Source organism: Pantoea sp. BJ2 (assembly GCF_040255075.1).
In the GTDB taxonomy this organism is placed as follows: domain Bacteria; phylum Pseudomonadota; class Gammaproteobacteria; order Enterobacterales; family Enterobacteriaceae; genus Pantoea; species Pantoea leporis.
Window position 1 is genome coordinate 920,432 of record NZ_CP158292.1, and the last position, 15,359, is coordinate 935,790.

A 15,359-nucleotide genomic window follows, 5' to 3' on the forward strand; every position below is an offset into this window, starting at 1 on the left:
CACTGGTTGAGCGACAGGAACTTACAGAATGAATGATGTATCTGGCAAGAAAGAGTACAGCTTCAACAAAAACTATCCGCGCGATCTGATTGGCTACGCTGGCAACCCGCCGCATGCGCAGTGGCCGGGCAAAGCGCGCGTCGCGGTGCAGTTTGTCCTTAATTACGAAGAGGGCGCCGAGAACAACGTGTTGCATGGCGACGCCGGTTCCGAGCAGTTTCTTTCCGATATCATCGGCGCGGCCAGCTACGCCGATCGCCATATGTCGATGGATTCGCTGTATGAATACGGCTCGCGCGCCGGTTTCTGGCGCATCCACAATGAGTTTCAAAAGCGCGGTTTGCCGCTAACGGTGTTTGGCGTGGCGATGGCGCTGGCGCGTCATCCGGACATCGTCGAGGCGATTAAAGCGGCGGATTACGACGTGGTGAGCCACGGCTGGCGCTGGATTCACTATCAGGCAATGGATGCCAAAACCGAGCGCCAGCATATGCAGCAGGCGGTGGACGTGTTAACCGACCTGTTCGGCAAAGCGCCAACCGGCTGGTACACCGGCCGCGACAGCCCAAATACCCGACGTTTGGTGGTCGAGCAGGGCGGCTTTAGCTATGACAGCGACTATTACGGCGACGATTTACCGTTCTGGACGCAGGTCACCTGTCAGGACGGCACGGTTAAACCGCATCTGGTCATCCCTTACACGCTGGAGTGCAACGATATGCGCTTCGCCTCGCCGCAGGGCTTCAACACGGCGGAGCAGTTCTTTACCTATTTGCGCGACACCTTTGATGTGCTGTACGAAGAGGGCGAAACGGCACCGAAGATGATGTCGATTGGCATGCACTGTCGTTTATTGGGACGTCCGGGGAAATTCCGTGGCTTGCAGCGCTTCCTTGATCACATTCAGCAGCATGAGGATGTGTGGGTGTGTACGCGGCAGCAAATCGCCGATCACTGGATCGCGACGCATCCGGCACCGAGCGCTTAGCCCCTCATCCCAACCTTCTGCCGCCAGCGGGAGAAGGAGCCGATCCGGCCCCGGTTTAACAAATCACTCCACCCAATCATTCCCTCTCTCGCGTGCGGTAGCCCAATCATTCCCTCTCCCGCGTGCGGGAGAGGGTTAGGGTGAGGGAAAAAGCACCCAACTCAACTCATCAAACTCACCTGCGCCGCGACAATCCGCCAACCGCACGGTAATCGCACCCACGTCTGCTGCTGGCGTCCGATCTTCTCTACACCTTCACGCGTAAACTCCGTACTGCACACCGCATAGTCATCGCCAAAAGTGGTGATCACCGTATTACGTAACTCGCGTTCCAACCCTTTTGACGGCCGCGCCGCGCGAAAAGCGCGGATCTCATCAATGCCATACAAATTCTCACCCGCGCCCAAACGCACGGTGCGTTTGTCGTGCCAGAACAGCTCATCCAACACCTTCACATCATTGCTGATCAGCGCTTGCTCATAGCGGTAAAAGGCGGCGGTGACTTCGGCGAGAATTGCCGGGCGATCGATATGTTCAGGTGTCATTTTCAGGCGTCCATTAAGGTGGTTTGTGGCAGCGTCAGCCCTTGCTGTTGCAGCGCCCAGGCGGCGCGCAGTGCCAGATGTTCTTTAAACGGCGCAGCGATCAGCTGCAAGCCTATCGGCAAGCCGCTGGCGGTTTGCAGCGGCACGGTACAGACCGGTAAGCCGAGGAACGAAATCGGCTGGGTTAGCATGCCCATGCTGGCGCGCGTCGGCAAATGCTGGCCGTTGATATGAATGGTTTCCTGGCCGATGGTGGTGGCGGTGCAGGGCGTGGCGGGCGCAATCAGCACGTCAAACTGCTCAAACAGCGGCAGCACCTGCTGCTGGAAGTGGCGGCGGAAACGCTGGGCCTGCACGTACCATGCCGAAGGCAGCATCGCACCGGCCAGCAGGCGCTCACGCGAGTTGGGCTCGAACTGCTCCGGCTGCGTGCGCAGCATCGGCAGGTAATGATTGCCGCCTTCTGCGGCGGTCATGATAAAGGCCGCCGAGCGTGCGATCTCCGCATTCGGCAAGGTCACTTCGTCGATTGCCTGCAGCGCTTTAGCTGCCACCGCCACGGCGGCACGCGCTTCATTGCTGCACCAGGTTGAGAAGAACCCGCCGAGTACCGCGCTGCGCACGCCTTCTGCGCCCTTGCTGAGCCCTGCGCTAGCTGGCGAGGCGGGCTGCGCGGCCTGGAAGGCATCGCTGGCATCGGCACCTTGCAAGGTGTCGTACACCAGGCTCAAATCTTCAACCGAACGGGCAAACGGGCCGATGTGATCGAGGCTGGCGACAAACGGATGGCTGCCGCTGCGCGACAGGCGGCCAAAGGTCGGCTTCAGGCCAAAGATGCCGCACAGTGAAGCGGGCACGCGGATCGAGCCATTAGTGTCGGTACCGAGCGAGAAGTGCACCAAACCCGCTGCCACCGCCGCCGCTGAACCGCCGGACGATCCGCCCGCCACGCGGGTTAAATCGCGCGGGTTGCGCGTTGCGCCGTAATGGGTGTTTTCCGTGGTAAAACCATAAGCATAGGCATCCATATTCAGCATGCCGGAGAGCAGCGCGCCAGACTGGCGCAGTTTGCTCACCGCCCACGCATCCTCGCGCGCCGCCGCGCGTGCGCTGAACAGGCTGGCACCGGCTAAGGTGCTGTGTCCGGCGACATCAAACAGGTTTTTCACCGCGTAAGGAATACCGGCTAGCGGCGGCAAGGTTTCACCGCGCTGGCGCAGCTGATCGATCTGATCGGCTTCGCGCAGCATGCGCTGACCGGTGACTTCGGTCCAGGCGTTGATCGCCTTATGCTGTTCAATCGCCGCCAGCGTGTTTTGCGCGATATCGCGGGCGCTGATCTCGCCCTGACTCAGCGCCTGCTGCAGGGCATTAATCGATAATGACGACAGTTTCATGGATGAAACACTCCCGCCACTTCCAGGCGATCGTCGAGCGGCAGCGCCATCAGCGGCTCGGCCATGGCGGCGATGCGGTTGAACTGCGTCAGCAGCTCGGCGCGGCGCGCATCATCCAGCTCCAGCGCCAGAATCTGCTCCATTTGGGCGATATAGGTGGCCCAGTCCGGTTGTGAACTCATCAATAATCTCCGTTAGAAACCGGCGGCGCTGCCGTTGCTGCGCGGATCGAACGCGCCTTCCAGCATGCCGTTGTTGTGTCTGACGATCGCGCCCGCATGGCCGACCACTTCACTGAAATCGGGTAGCAGTTCAACCTCATGGCCGAGCGCACGCAACTGCTGCACTGTTTCCGGCGCGATGCGCGCTTCGAGCTTGAGCGAATCGGATGATTGTCCCCACGTACGACCCAGCAGCCAGCGCGGCGCGCTCACCGCCTGTTGCAACGGATGTCCCTGAATCACGTGACGGGTGAAAATCGCCGCCTGGGTTTGCGGTTGGCCGTCGCCGCCCATCGAACCGTACACCATGGTGCGGCCATCTTTGAGACGCGCGGCAGCGGGATTGAGGGTGTGGAACGGCTGTTTGCCCGGCTGCAGCGCCAGCAGATGATCGGGTTGCAGGCTGAAGGCGGCACCCCGGTTTTGCCAGGTGATGCCGGTGCCGGGCAGCACCACGCCGCTGCCGAATTCGTGATAGACGCTCTGGATAAACGAAACCGCTAATCCGCTGCTGTCCATCACGCCCATCCACACGGTATCGCCCGGCCCGCGCCCGGTGCCCCACGCAGCGGCTTGTTGATCGTCCACCTGCGCCGCCAGCGTGCTGAGGTGTTCCTCATCCAGCAGACGCTGCACATCAATGTCGATGTGGCGCGGATCGGTGATGTGCTTGTCGCGCAGCGCAAAGGCTTTTTTAGTGGCTTCAACGATGCGGTGCACGGTTTGCGCTTCATTGGCGTCAGCCATATTCAGCCGATCGGTAATGCCGAGGATCGCCAGCGACACCAAACCCTGCGTCGGCGGCGTCATGTTCCAGATATCGCCTTCACTGTGCGCCAGATGCAGCGGCGTGCAGCGGCGGGCTTGGTGCGTTTGCAAATCTTCGAGCGTGATTGGCATTCCCAGCGCAGTCATTTCGCGCGCCAGATGGTGCGCCAGTTCACCGCGATAGAAACTTTCCAGCCCGTGATCGCACAGCATGCTCAGCGTATTCGCCAGCGCCGGCTGGGTGAAGCGACTGCCGGCAACTGGCACACTGCCGTCCGGTAAAAAGGTGGCGGCAAAACCAGGTTGATGCTGCAACTCGTGCTGTTTGGCGGCGGTGGCGGCGGCTTGCGAGGCGGTGACCGGAATGCCGTCGGCGGCATAGCGAATCGCATCGCGCAGCAGGCGGGTTAACGGCAGCGGCGTCGCGCCAAGTTCCTGCGCCAGCGTCAACGCTTCCTGCCAGCCGCTGACGGTACCCGCCACGGTTAAGGCGGCTTTGGGGCCGCGATGCGGAATCTGCGTTTCGCCATGGTAGAAATCAAGATGTGCCAGCGAACCGGCTGCGCCGCTGGCGTCAATGGCGATGGGATCGCCGTTTGGCGGCACCACCAGCCAGAAGCCGTCGCCGCCCAAACCGTTCATGTGCGGGTAAACCACGGCGATGGTGGCTGCGGCCGCCACCATCGCTTCCAGCGCATTGCCGCCTTCGCGCAGCACCGCTAACGCGCTTTCGCTGGCGAGATGGTGCGGCGTAACGGCCATGCCTAACGGCGCCATGTTGCTCTGTATCATAGTGATTTTCTCTTGTTCTCTTTCAGTACTCTGTTTAATCACCGCACATTCCGTAGTGGCGCGATTTATCGCGCAATAAATTGCGCCGCTACGGAATGTGCGAATTCGTGAACATCTGCAAATATTGCATAAATCTAAGCAAGAGCTGTTCCAGTTTTGAACGGACATCAATCTGGATCGATTTATGCTAGCTTGTGATGAAACGAAAGTTACAGGACCGATGATGAAACAACTTGATGAACGCCTTCGTAGTCACTATCCGCAACTGTCACCGCAGGAGCAGCGCATTGCCGACTTCGTGTTTGACCATTTTGATGACCTGATCAGCTACAACAGCGCCGAGCTGGCGCGGCTGAGCGGTGTGTCGAAGGCCACGGTCAGCCGTTTATTCAAGCGTCTCGGTTACGAGAAATATAAGGACATGCGCGACGAGCTGCGCATCCTGCGCCAGAGCGGCATGCCGCTCACCGACAACCGCGATGCGGTGCAGGGCAACACCTTGTTGTCACGTCACTATAAGCAGGAGATGGCCAACCTGACGCAGTGGGTCAACAGCATCGATCCGCAGCAGTTTGGCGAGGTGATTAGCGCGCTGGGCGCGGCAAAACGGGTATTTATCATCGGCATGCGTAACGCCTATCCGGTGGCGCTGCACCTGCGTCAGCAGCTGATGCAGGCGCGTCCGCAGGTGCATGTGCTGCCGCAGCCGGGCCAGACGTTGGGCGAAGAGCTGGTGGATATCACGCCCGACGATATCGTGGTGGTGATGGCGTTTCGCCGCCGTCCACGCATCATTCGCCCGCTGATGCAGCAGCTGCAGCAGAGCAACATTCCGGTGCTGGCGCTGTGTGAGCCGCAGGCGCAGGGGATTATTACGCTGGCGCGCTGGCAGCTTTGTGCGCCGCTCGACAGCGTTTCCGCTTTTGATAGCTACGCCTCCGCCATGAGCCTGATTAACCTGTTGGCAAATGCGTTACTGCACGAAATGTTGTCGCAGGGCCGTCAGCGTATCCATCAAATTGCCGATCTTTATCAGCATCTTGACGAGCTGGAACACCGTTAACGGGCGCCATTGTGGTGCATTGCACTGTTTTTGATCGTTAATTCCAACGGGCGCGATGCCCGTTTTTGTTGCCTTCAACGCGGTAAAACCCCGTTTTTTCTCCTTTCTTCTCCCGGCACTGCGGTTGGCACATTAGTTGCAGAATGATTCATCAAGAATCTTTTGTTTCACGTAAACTCACCGGGGTGCATAATGAAAAAAGTATTATTAGCGGTAGCGGGCGCGGCATTGCTGATGGCGCAGGTCGGGAGTGCGATGGCCGATCAGCTGCAGGATATCCAAAAGCGCGGCGTGATCCGCGTGGCGGTTCCGCAAGACTTCCCGCCGTTCGGTTCTGTAGGTACAGATCTGCAACCCCAGGGCTACGATATCGACATGGCGAAGTATCTCGCTAAACAGATGAAACTGAAGTTGCAGCTGGTGCCCGTTTCCAGTGCCAACCGCGTGCCGTATCTGCAGACCGATAAAGTCGATCTGGTGATCTCCAGCATGGGTAAAAACGCCGAGCGTGAAAAAGTGATCGATTTCACCCGCGCTTACGCGCCATTCTTCCTCGGCGTATTTGGTCCGAAAGGCGAAACGCTGAAAGATGCGGCAGCGCTGAGCGGCAAATCGATCGGCGTCACGCGCGGTGCAGTGGAAGATATGGTGTTAAGCGATATCGCCCCGAAAGAAGCGCAGGTGAAGCGTTATGAAGATAACAACACCACGCTGTCGGCCTACCTTTCCGGACAAGTGCAGTACGTGGCGACGGGCAACCTGGTAGTGGCGGCGATTGCGCGCCAGAACGCCGAAAAAGCGCCGGTTGCCCAGTTCATGCTGAAAGATTCACCGTGCTACATCGGCCTGAAAAAAGATGAGCCGGCGCTGAAAGAGAAAGTGAATGCGCTGATTGAGCAGGGCATCAAAGACGGCACGCTGAACAAGTTGTCGGAAGAGTGGCTGAAAGCGCCGCTGCCAGCGAACCTCGGCGCATAAAGTATGGCGCAACTTAACTTCGCCGATCTCTGGCCGCACTGGCCAGAGTTACTGGCCGGACTGTGGGTCACAATTCAGATCACCGTGCTCGCCACCGTGGGCGGTGTCAGCCTCGGTATTCTCGGCGCGGCGCTGCGCAGCGGCAAACCGAGCTGGGCGAGCCGCATCTGGGGCCTGTACGTCGAGCTGATTCGTAATACGCCGTTTGTGGTCCAGCTGTTTTTCATCGTCTTTGGGTTGCCCAATCTGGGTCTGAAACTGACGGCGGGCGAAGCCGCGCTGCTGGCGATGTTGATTAACCTTGGCGCGTACAGCACCGAAATTATTCGCGCCGGCATTCAGGTGACGCCGCGCGGTCAGTGGGAAGCGGGGCGCGTGCTGGGATTGACCCGCACGCAAACCTTTATCCGCGTGGTGTTGCCGCCGTCGCTGCAGCGTATTTATCCGGCGCTGGTCAGCCAATGCATCATTGTGATGCTCGGCTCGTCGGTGGTGTCGCAGGTGTCGTACGAAGAGTTGACCTTCGCCGCCAACCTGATTCAGTCGCGCACCTTTTTGAGTTTTGAAGTCTATTTCGTGACCACGCTGATCTATCTGGCGTTGTCGATTGCCATGCGCCAACTGCTGCTGGCGCTGGGACGTAAATGGTTGGGAGCGCAGCCGGCATGATGACGCAATTTACCGACTGGGACATCCTGCGCAACCTGCTGCTGGCAGCGCGCTGGACAATTTTACTTTCGCTGGTGGCGTTTTTTGGCGGCACGCTGGTGACCTTGCCGCTGCTGTTTATGCGCCTGCTGAAACGTAAATGGCCGATGCGCCTGGTGCGCGCCTACACCGAGCTGTTTCAGGGCACGCCGCTGCTGATGCAGCTGTTCCTCGCCTTCTTCGGCGTCGGCTTGTTCGGCATCGACGTGGCGCCCTGGACCGCCGCCTCGCTGGCCTTAACGCTCTACACCAGCGCGTTTCTGGTGGATATCTGGTACGGCAGCATTCGCGCCCTGCCAAAAGGGCAGTGGGAAGCGTCGCGCTGTCTCGGCCTGACCTTTGGTCAAACGCTGTTTCGCGTGGTCGCGCCGCAGGCGATTCGTATCGCCATCGCGCCTACGGTTGGGTTTGCCGTGCAGGTGATTAAAGGCACCGCGCTGGCCTCGATTATCGGTTTCGTCGAGCTGACCAAAGCCGGCACCATTTTGAATAACGTGACGTATGAGCCGTTCAAGGTGTTTGGCCTGGTGGCGCTCGGTTACTTCCTGATGTGTTATCCGCTGTCGCGTTACAGCCAGTACCTGGAGAAAAAATTCAATGCCGCTCATCACCATTAATCAGGTACAGAAGTACTACGGCGATAACCACGTCTTGAAAGGTGTCGATCTCGATGTCGATCACGGCGAAGTGATCTCGATTATCGGCCGCAGCGGATCGGGTAAAAGTACCCTGCTGCGCTGCATGAACGGGCTGGAAGGTTATCAGGAAGGCAGCATCAAACTCGGCGGTATGACAATTACCGACCGCGAATCGCAGGCGCGTGAAATCAGCCGTTCGGTCGGCATGGTGTTCCAGAACTTCAACCTGTTCCCGCACATGACGGCGCTGGAAAACGTGATGCTGGCGCCGCGCCGCGTGCTGAAGAAAAGTGAAGCCGAATGCCGTGCGCTGGCAACGCAGATGCTGGAGAAAGTCGGCCTCGGTGAGCGCATCAATTACTATCCGGCCAATTTGTCGGGCGGTCAGCAGCAGCGCGTGGCGATTGCCCGTGCGCTGGCGATGCAGCCCAAAGTTTTACTCTGTGATGAGATCACCTCCGCGCTCGATCCCGAGCTGGTGGGCGAAGTGCTGAAAGTGCTGGAGCAGCTGGCCGCCGAAGGCATGACGTTGATTCTTGTCACCCATGAAATGAACTTCGCCCGCGACGTGGGCGATCGCGTGGTCTTTATGCATCAGGGGCGCGTCTGGGAGCAGGGCGACAGCAAAACGCTGTTCGCCAATCCGCAAACCGCGGAGCTGAAGCAGTTTATCTCTACCGTGCGCCTCTAAGCTTTCTTTAAGGAATACAACATGGATATCAGCCAATTTTCGCAAATCAATCCGCCACAGCGTCTGTTGATGGGACCGGGCCCGATCAATGCCGATCCGCGCGTGCTGCGCGCCATGTCGAGCCAGCTGATCGGCCAGTACGATCCGGCGATGACGCACTACATGAACGAAGTGATGGCGCTGTACCGTGGCGTATTCCGCACTGAAAACCGCTGGACGATGCTGATCGACGGCACGTCACGCGCCGGTATCGAAGCGATCCTGCTGTCGGCGATCCGACCGGGCGACAAAGTGCTGGTGCCGGTGTTTGGCCGTTTCGGTCATCTGCTGTGTGAAATTGCCCGCCGCTGCCGCGCGGAAGTGCACACTATTGAAGTGCCGTGGGGTGAAGTGTTTACGCCGGACCAGATTGAAGACGCGATCAAAAAAGTGCAGCCGCGCCTGCTGCTGACGGTGCAGGGCGATACGTCCACCACCATGCTGCAGCCGCTGGAAGCGTTGGGCGCGATTTGCCAGAAGTATGGCGTGCTGTTCTACACCGATGCCACCGCGTCGCTCGGCGGTAACGCGCTGGAAACCGATGCGTGGGGCCTGGATGCGGTCTCAGCCGGGATGCAGAAGTGCCTCGGCGGTCCATCCGGTACGTCGCCAATCACGCTGAGCCCGCAGATGGAAGCGGTGATCCGCAAGCGCAAGTGCGTGGAAGAGGGCATCCGCACCGCCGATCATCAGGATGGCGACGACGAGATGATCTACTCCAACTATTTCGATCTCGGCATGATCATGGATTACTGGGGCCCGGAGCGCCTCAATCACCACACCGAAGCCACCACCGCGCTGTTTGGCGCGCGTGAATGTGCGCGTCTGATAATGGAAGAGGGATTAGATAACGGCATCGCGCGCCACAAGCTGCACGGCGATGCGCTGCTGAAAGGCATTCAGGGCATGGGCCTCGAAACCTTTGGCGATTTAAAAAACAAAATGAATAACGTGCTCGGCGTGGTGATCCCGCAGGGCGTGAATGGCGATCAGGTGCGCAAGCTGGTGCTGGAAGATTTCGGTATCGAAATCGGCACTTCGTTTGGTCCACTACATGGCAAAGTGTGGCGCATCGGCACCATGGGCTACAACGCGCGTAAAGATTGCGTGATGCAAACCCTGAGCGCGCTGGAAGCGGTGCTGAATCATGTTGGCTTCCGCACCACGCAAGGCGCGGGGATGCAGGCGGCGTGGGATCTTTACGGGAGCCGCGCATGAATAAAAGCCTGATGACCGCCAGCGAGGCGCAGATCGCCGCCGCTCGCGTCATGGCGCGCTGTGATGCGCTGGCTGAGATCAGCGAAAGCGAAGATGGCCTGACGCGCGTTTATCTGTCGCCGGAGCAGCTGCGTGCCAACGCGCGCGTTGGCGAATGGATGCAGGCTGCGGGCATGACGACGTGGCAGGACGCGGTGGGCAACATTTGCGGTCGCTACGAAGCGGCGCAGGCGGGCGCGCAGGCGCTGCTGCTCGGTTCGCACCTGGATACGGTGCGCAATGCCGGTCGCTACGACGGCATGCTCGGCGTGTTAAGCGCCATTGAAACCGTGCAGTGGCTGCACGATCGGCAGCAGCGTTTGCCGCTGGCGATTGAGATTGTCGGCTTCGGCGACGAAGAGGGCACGCGCTTCGGCATTACGCTGCTCGGCAGCCGTGGCATAACCGGCAACTGGCCGGAAAGCTGGGTGACGCACCCGGATGGCAACGGCATCACCGTGGCGGAAGCGATGCAGGATGTCGGTTTCGATGCGGCGAAGATTCACGACGCGGCGCGTCAGGTCAATGACATCGCCGCCTATCTGGAACTGCATATCGAGCAAGGTCCGTGTCTTGAGCAGGAAGATTTGGCGCTTGGCGTGGTCACGGCGATCAACGGCGCGCGTCGTCTGAACTGCAGCTTTATCGGTGAAGCGGGTCACGCGGGCACTGTGCCGATGACGCATCGCAAAGATGCGCTGGCCGCTGCCGCTGAATGGATGGTGTTTATTGAGCACACCACGCAAGAGCACGATCCGCAGCTGGTGGCGACCGTCGGCACGCTGAGCTGCTTGCCGGGCGCGGTCAACGTGATTCCGGGTGAAGTGCAGCTGTCGCTTGACGTGCGCGGTCCGCAGGATGAGCCGCTGGAGCGTTTACTCTCTACGCTGCTCACCCAGGCGCAGGCGATTGCGCTGCGTCGCGGCTTAACCTTCAGCGCCAACGAGTATTACCACATTGCCGCTACCGCCTGTGATGCGCGGTTGCAGCAGGCGCTGAGCCATGCGGTAGAAACCGTGCAAGGGCGCAGCCTGTCGCTGCCGAGCGGCGCGGGGCATGATGCAATTGCTATCGCCGAGCGCTGGCCGGTGGGCATGCTGTTTGTGCGCAACCATCGCGGCATCAGCCATCATCCGGCGGAATCGGTACAAACCGCTGATGTGGCGCTGGGCGTGCAGGCTTATCTGCAAGCGGTTTGCGATATTGCGCGCGCTAAGGAATAAAGATGGATTTGGTCAACTTTAATCAGCTTTCACCTCAAGCTGCGCAGACGGCGATTGCGCACTGCGTGGCGATTCCCGCCTGGCAGCAGGCGCTGGTGGCGGCGCGACCTTTTGCCGACGTTGCGGCTTTGCAGGCCGAAGCCGATCGTTTGGCGCAGCGGTGGCAAGCCGCTGATCTTGAGCTGGCGCTGAGTGCCCATCCACGCATTGGCGACAACGTGGCGGGCGCGGACAAAGAGGCCACGCTGTCGCGCAGTGAGCAGTCGGCGATGCAGCAGGCGGACGGCGCGCTGCAATTGGCGATGCTGGCGGGCAATCAAACCTATGAGCAGCGCTTTGGCCGGGTGTTTCTGATTCGTGCCAAAGGGCGCAGCGGCGAAGAGATGCTGGCAGAATTGCAGCGTCGGCTTAACAATGATGCAGCGAGTGAACAGCGTGAAGCGCTGGCGCAGCTGCGTGAAATTACCCTGTTGCGGCTAAAGGAGAGCATCACATGAGCACCATTACGACGCATATTCTCGATACCGCGCTGGGCAAACCGGCGATTGGCGTGGCGGTTTCGCTCGAGCAAAATAGCCCGGAAGGCTGGCTGCCGCTGGTGGAAGGCAACACCGACAGCGACGGACGCATTAAAGATCTGACGCCCGAACCGCTGGCGCCAGGTCATTACCGTTTGACGGCGGAAATTGGCGACTACTTTGCTGCCGAAGGGCGCGATGCGCTCTACGTGAGTGCGCAGATTGATTTCGTGATTGGCGCCACAGGCAGCCATTATCATCTGCCGTTTCTCATCTCGCCGTGGTCGTGGTCGACCTATCGCGGCAGCTGATAATGTGCGCCACTTCACGCGCTGCGCTTGAAAGCCAGTAACTATCAAAACCTTCGGTTCATCCAAATATATTCCTGGCGAAAGTGCGGCTAATCTTAGTCGCATAGTAGAAAGCAATATGAAGCCAATGGAGCCGATAAACATGAGCACGCACGACAATAACGATAATGCAGCAGCCGCAGGCAAGTGCCCCTTTCATCACGGGGCGTCTGAAGAGAAGAGTGTTCTGGCGCGCGGCGCCGGTGGCGGTACATCCAACCGCGACTGGTGGCCCAATATGTTACGCGTCGATCTGTTAAACCAGCACTCCAACCGTTCCAACCCGCTTAGTGACACCTTCAACTACCGCGACGAATTCAGCAAACTGGATTACTCCGCGTTAAAAGCCGATATCCGCGCACTTCTCACCGATTCGCAATCCTGGTGGCCAGCCGACTGGGGCAGCTATATTGGGCTGTTCATTCGCATGGCGTGGCACAGCGCGGGTACTTATCGCACCATTGATGGTCGTGGCGGTTCAGGTCGCGGTCAGCAGCGTTTTGCGCCGCTGAACTCATGGCCGGATAACGTCAGCCTCGATAAAGCGCGTCGCCTGTTGTGGCCGGTAAAACAGAAATATGGTCAAAAAATTTCCTGGGCCGATCTCTATATCCTGGCGGGTAACGTCTCGCTGGAAAACGCTGGCTTCCGCACCTTCGGCTTTGGTGCCGGTCGTGAAGACGTGTGGGAACCGGATATGGATGTGGATTGGGGCCACGAAACCGAATGGCTGGCGCATCGCCATCCAGAAGCGCTGGCCAATGCACCGCTGGGCGCTACCGAAATGGGCCTGATCTACGTCAACCCGGAAGGCCCGGAAGCCAGCGGCGATCCAAAATCAGCGGCGCCGGCGATTCGTGCCACCTTCGGCAACATGGGCATGAACGATGAAGAGATCGTGGCGCTGATTGCTGGCGGTCATACTTTGGGTAAAACCCACGGCGCGGCAGAAGCCAGCCATGTTGGCGTTGATCCTGAAGAGTCACCGATTGAAGCGCAGGGCCTTGGCTGGACCAGCAGCTATGGCAGCGGCGTGGGTAAAGATGCCATCACTTCAGGTCTGGAAGTGGTGTGGACGCAAACTCCTACGCAGTGGAGCAACTACTTCTTCGAGAACCTGTTCAAATACGAATGGGTGCAGACACGCAGCCCAGCGGGCGCCATCCAGTTCGAAGCGGTTGATGCCGAAGCGATTATCCCGGATCCGTTTGATCCGGAGAAAAAACGTAAACCGACCATGCTGGTAACCGATCTGACGCTGCGTTTCGATGAAGAGTTCGGCAAGATTTCGCGCCGCTTCCTCAACGATCCACAGGCGTTCAACGAAGCCTTTGCCCGCGCCTGGTTCAAACTGACGCATCGCGATATGGGACCAAAAGCGCGTTACATCGGTCCGGAAGTGCCGAAGGAAGATCTGCTGTGGCAGGATCCGTTACCGCAGGCGATTCATCAGCCAACGCCGGCTGATATCAGCGAGATTAAAGCGCGCATTGCGGCTTCAGGTCTGAGCGTCAGCCAGCTGGTTTCAGTGGCCTGGGCTTCAGCCTCCACCTTCCGTGGCGGGGACAAACGTGGCGGTGCCAACGGTGCGCGTCTGGCGTTAGCGCCGCAGAAAGATTGGGCGGTGAATGCCAGCGTAATCAATGATGTGCTGCCAACTCTGCAGAAGATTCAGCAGGAATCAGGCAAAGCATCGTTGGCCGATGTCATTGTGCTGGCAGGTAGCGTAGGTATCGAACTGGCCGCTTCAGCCGCTGGCGTAGCAACGCAAGTGCCGTTTACGCCGGGCCGTGTGGATGCGCGTCAGGATCAAACCGACGTTGAGTCGTTCAACTTCCTGCAGCCGCTGGCCGATGGTTTCCGTAACTATCGCCGCAGCGCCAAAGGTTCTTCAACCGAAACGCTGCTGCTGGATAAAGCCCAACAGCTGACGCTGAGCGCGCCAGAATTGACGGTATTGCTCGGTGGCCTGCGCGTATTGGGCACCAACTTCGACGGCGGCCAGCACGGTGTATTTACCGATCGCGTTGGCGTACTGAGCAATGATTTCTTTGTTAATCTGCTCGACATGCGCACCGCGTGGAAAGCCACCGATGAGAGCGAAGAGCTGTTTGAAGGTCGCGATCGTCTGAGCGGCGAAGTGAAGTTCACTGCGACACGTGCCGACTTAGTGTTTGGATCGAACGCTATCTTGCGCGCGCTGGCCGAGGTTTACGCCAGCAGCGATGCGAAGCAGAAGTTCGTGACCGACTTCGTTGCCGCCTGGACCAAAGTGATGAATCTGGATCGCTTCGAGCTGTAAGCTTAAAAAGCCGCAGCGGATTTCTCCGCTGCGGCTTCCTCTTTTAATCTTCGCGAAACGCTTCGAAAGGCAGGTTAAAACGTTTAGCCAGCGCGGCTTTGTGTTTGTCTGTCAACGAACGTTCTCCTTTCAAAATTCGGTTTACATAAGAACGCTGACCAATTTCATTCACTAAGGATGACTGGTTGAGATTATGTTGATCCATCAACACCCGCAGTAACGCGACACCGCCAGGTAATGCAGTGACACGCGCGTTGAACGCGGCAAATTCCGGCGCACTATCTTCATATTTCGCCACTTTATCGGTGAGCATTTCAACCAGCGGATGATCAGGTTGATGTTCAATCAGATACTCCACCAGTTCTAACGCCTGCTCATAATCAGCTTTCGCGTTACTTCCGCCCAGCAGCGGGACGGCTTTAATCAGATTGTTGCTGGCCTGGATGGCTTCGGCGATCATTCTTTGTTCTCCCGATAATGCTTTACCCATTTGTCATACTCGGCATGCGTTACAACGTGTTTAATGAAGATTCGTTGGGCTATAAAATCAGCAAAAAACATCACTCTGAGATTATTTCCACCCACGTTAATCACCCACCATTTCGCCCGGTATTTCATTCGGTCAAGACTTGGAAAAAAGGCTCTGAGCGCATCTGGATCGGCAAAATCGTTGCCATTTAAAGTTCGATAAGTTGCATCCAATGCTGCTGCATCATTTGGAAAACTCCGTGTCGCTTCTGTAAACACTTTCCTTGAGATAACGTGCATCATTCCCTCGACATGTTCCAACATGGAAACATCGTAGCGCAATAATGCCATGTTTCCAAGCAGGAAACAAAATTTTAGCGGGTTTTTAAGAGAGGGGAAAATGTGCCGCGCAG

The 15,359-nt window shown here is 58.5% G+C and carries 17 protein-coding genes; 11 read left to right on the forward strand and 6 right to left on the reverse strand.

Annotated elements, in window-relative coordinates; translation table 11 throughout:
• Positions 1 to 28 precede the first annotated feature (28 nt).
• On the forward strand, positions 29 to 988 hold the full coding sequence (gene puuE, locus AAF463_RS04070; protein ID WP_110867822.1) for an allantoinase PuuE: 960 nt from the start codon (positions 29 to 31) through the stop codon (positions 986 to 988).
• 161 nt (positions 989 to 1,149) lie between these two features.
• Here puuE and hpxZ read toward each other — a convergent pair whose 3' ends face one another.
• Genes hpxZ through AAF463_RS04090 form a run of 4 tightly spaced genes read right to left on the reverse strand, consistent with a single transcriptional unit; the run spans position 1,150 to position 4,711 of the window.
• Entirely contained in the window at positions 1,150 to 1,533 is a 384-nt protein-coding gene (gene hpxZ / locus AAF463_RS04075; protein ID WP_350261568.1) for an oxalurate catabolism protein HpxZ, read from the reverse strand.
• Positions 1,534 to 1,535: 2 nt separating this feature from the next.
• Complete coding sequence (locus AAF463_RS04080; RefSeq protein ID WP_350261569.1) at positions 1,536 to 2,930, reverse strand: AtzE family amidohydrolase; 1,395 nt, start codon at positions 2,928 to 2,930, stop codon at positions 1,536 to 1,538.
• Positions 2,927 to 3,112 carry an oxalurate catabolism protein HpxX gene (gene hpxX / locus AAF463_RS04085; protein WP_061723592.1) on the reverse strand — a complete coding sequence of 62 codons (186 nt, stop codon included), beginning with the start codon at positions 3,110 to 3,112 and terminating at the stop codon, positions 2,927 to 2,929. Before hpxX ends, AAF463_RS04080 begins: the two co-directional genes overlap by 4 nt.
• Before the next feature lie 12 nt (positions 3,113 to 3,124).
• Entirely contained in the window at positions 3,125 to 4,711 is a 1,587-nt protein-coding gene (locus AAF463_RS04090; protein WP_350261570.1) for a gamma-glutamyltransferase family protein, read from the reverse strand.
• A gap of 223 nt (positions 4,712 to 4,934) precedes the next feature.
• Here AAF463_RS04090 and hpxU point away from each other — a divergent pair, with 223 nt between their 5' ends.
• The 10 genes from hpxU to katG all read left to right on the forward strand — a co-directional run bounded on the left by hpxU (position 4,935) and on the right by katG (position 14,478).
• On the forward strand, positions 4,935 to 5,774 hold the full coding sequence (gene hpxU, locus AAF463_RS04095; protein WP_101762543.1) for a MurR/RpiR family transcriptional regulator HpxU: 840 nt from the start codon (positions 4,935 to 4,937) through the stop codon (positions 5,772 to 5,774).
• Positions 5,775 to 5,966: 192 nt separating this feature from the next.
• Entirely contained in the window at positions 5,967 to 6,752 is a 786-nt protein-coding gene (locus tag AAF463_RS04100; RefSeq protein WP_097094836.1) for a transporter substrate-binding domain-containing protein, read from the forward strand.
• A gap of 3 nt (positions 6,753 to 6,755) precedes the next feature.
• The gene (locus AAF463_RS04105) at positions 6,756 to 7,421 is read left to right on the forward strand and encodes an amino acid ABC transporter permease (protein WP_061717544.1); all 666 of its coding nucleotides are present in this window, start codon (positions 6,756 to 6,758) and stop codon (positions 7,419 to 7,421) included.
• The gene (locus tag AAF463_RS04110; RefSeq protein WP_097097590.1) at positions 7,421 to 8,077 is read left to right on the forward strand and encodes an amino acid ABC transporter permease; all 657 of its coding nucleotides are present in this window, start codon (positions 7,421 to 7,423) and stop codon (positions 8,075 to 8,077) included. Before AAF463_RS04105 ends, AAF463_RS04110 begins: the two co-directional genes overlap by 1 nt.
• A complete protein-coding gene (locus tag AAF463_RS04115; protein WP_101762541.1) occupies positions 8,058 to 8,789 on the forward strand; it encodes an amino acid ABC transporter ATP-binding protein in 732 nt (243 codons plus the stop codon). The genes AAF463_RS04110 and AAF463_RS04115 overlap by 20 nt, the downstream gene beginning before the upstream one ends.
• A 21-nt stretch (positions 8,790 to 8,810) precedes the next feature.
• The gene (locus AAF463_RS04120) at positions 8,811 to 10,046 is read left to right on the forward strand and encodes an alanine--glyoxylate aminotransferase family protein (protein ID WP_192236764.1); all 1,236 of its coding nucleotides are present in this window, start codon (positions 8,811 to 8,813) and stop codon (positions 10,044 to 10,046) included.
• Positions 10,043 to 11,308, forward strand: a complete 1,266-nt coding sequence (gene hpxK / locus AAF463_RS04125) for an allantoate amidohydrolase (RefSeq protein WP_350261571.1) — start codon at positions 10,043 to 10,045, stop codon at positions 11,306 to 11,308. Before AAF463_RS04120 ends, hpxK begins: the two co-directional genes overlap by 4 nt.
• A gap of 2 nt (positions 11,309 to 11,310) precedes the next feature.
• Complete coding sequence (uraD, locus tag AAF463_RS04130; RefSeq protein ID WP_350261572.1) at positions 11,311 to 11,805, forward strand: 2-oxo-4-hydroxy-4-carboxy-5-ureidoimidazoline decarboxylase; 495 nt, start codon at positions 11,311 to 11,313, stop codon at positions 11,803 to 11,805.
• Positions 11,802 to 12,137: a hydroxyisourate hydrolase gene (gene uraH, locus AAF463_RS04135; protein WP_101762537.1), complete on the forward strand. Its 336-nt coding sequence runs from the start codon at positions 11,802 to 11,804 to the stop codon at positions 12,135 to 12,137. The genes uraD and uraH overlap by 4 nt, the downstream gene beginning before the upstream one ends.
• A gap of 142 nt (positions 12,138 to 12,279) precedes the next feature.
• Positions 12,280 to 14,478, forward strand: coding sequence for a catalase/peroxidase HPI (katG, locus tag AAF463_RS04140; RefSeq protein ID WP_192236761.1), 2,199 nt, complete (start codon positions 12,280 to 12,282; stop codon positions 14,476 to 14,478).
• Between the two features lie 43 nt (positions 14,479 to 14,521).
• On the opposite strand, the gene AAF463_RS04145 is transcribed toward katG, so the two are convergent.
• Both AAF463_RS04145 and AAF463_RS04150 read right to left on the reverse strand, forming a co-directional pair.
• Positions 14,522 to 14,938 (reverse strand): transcriptional regulator, encoded by a 417-nt coding sequence (locus tag AAF463_RS04145; protein WP_350261970.1) that lies wholly within the window; start codon positions 14,936 to 14,938, stop codon positions 14,522 to 14,524.
• A complete protein-coding gene (locus AAF463_RS04150) occupies positions 14,935 to 15,246 on the reverse strand; it encodes a type II toxin-antitoxin system HigB family toxin (RefSeq protein ID WP_101762563.1) in 312 nt (103 codons plus the stop codon). Before AAF463_RS04150 ends, AAF463_RS04145 begins: the two co-directional genes overlap by 4 nt.
• Positions 15,247 to 15,359 lie beyond the last annotated feature (113 nt).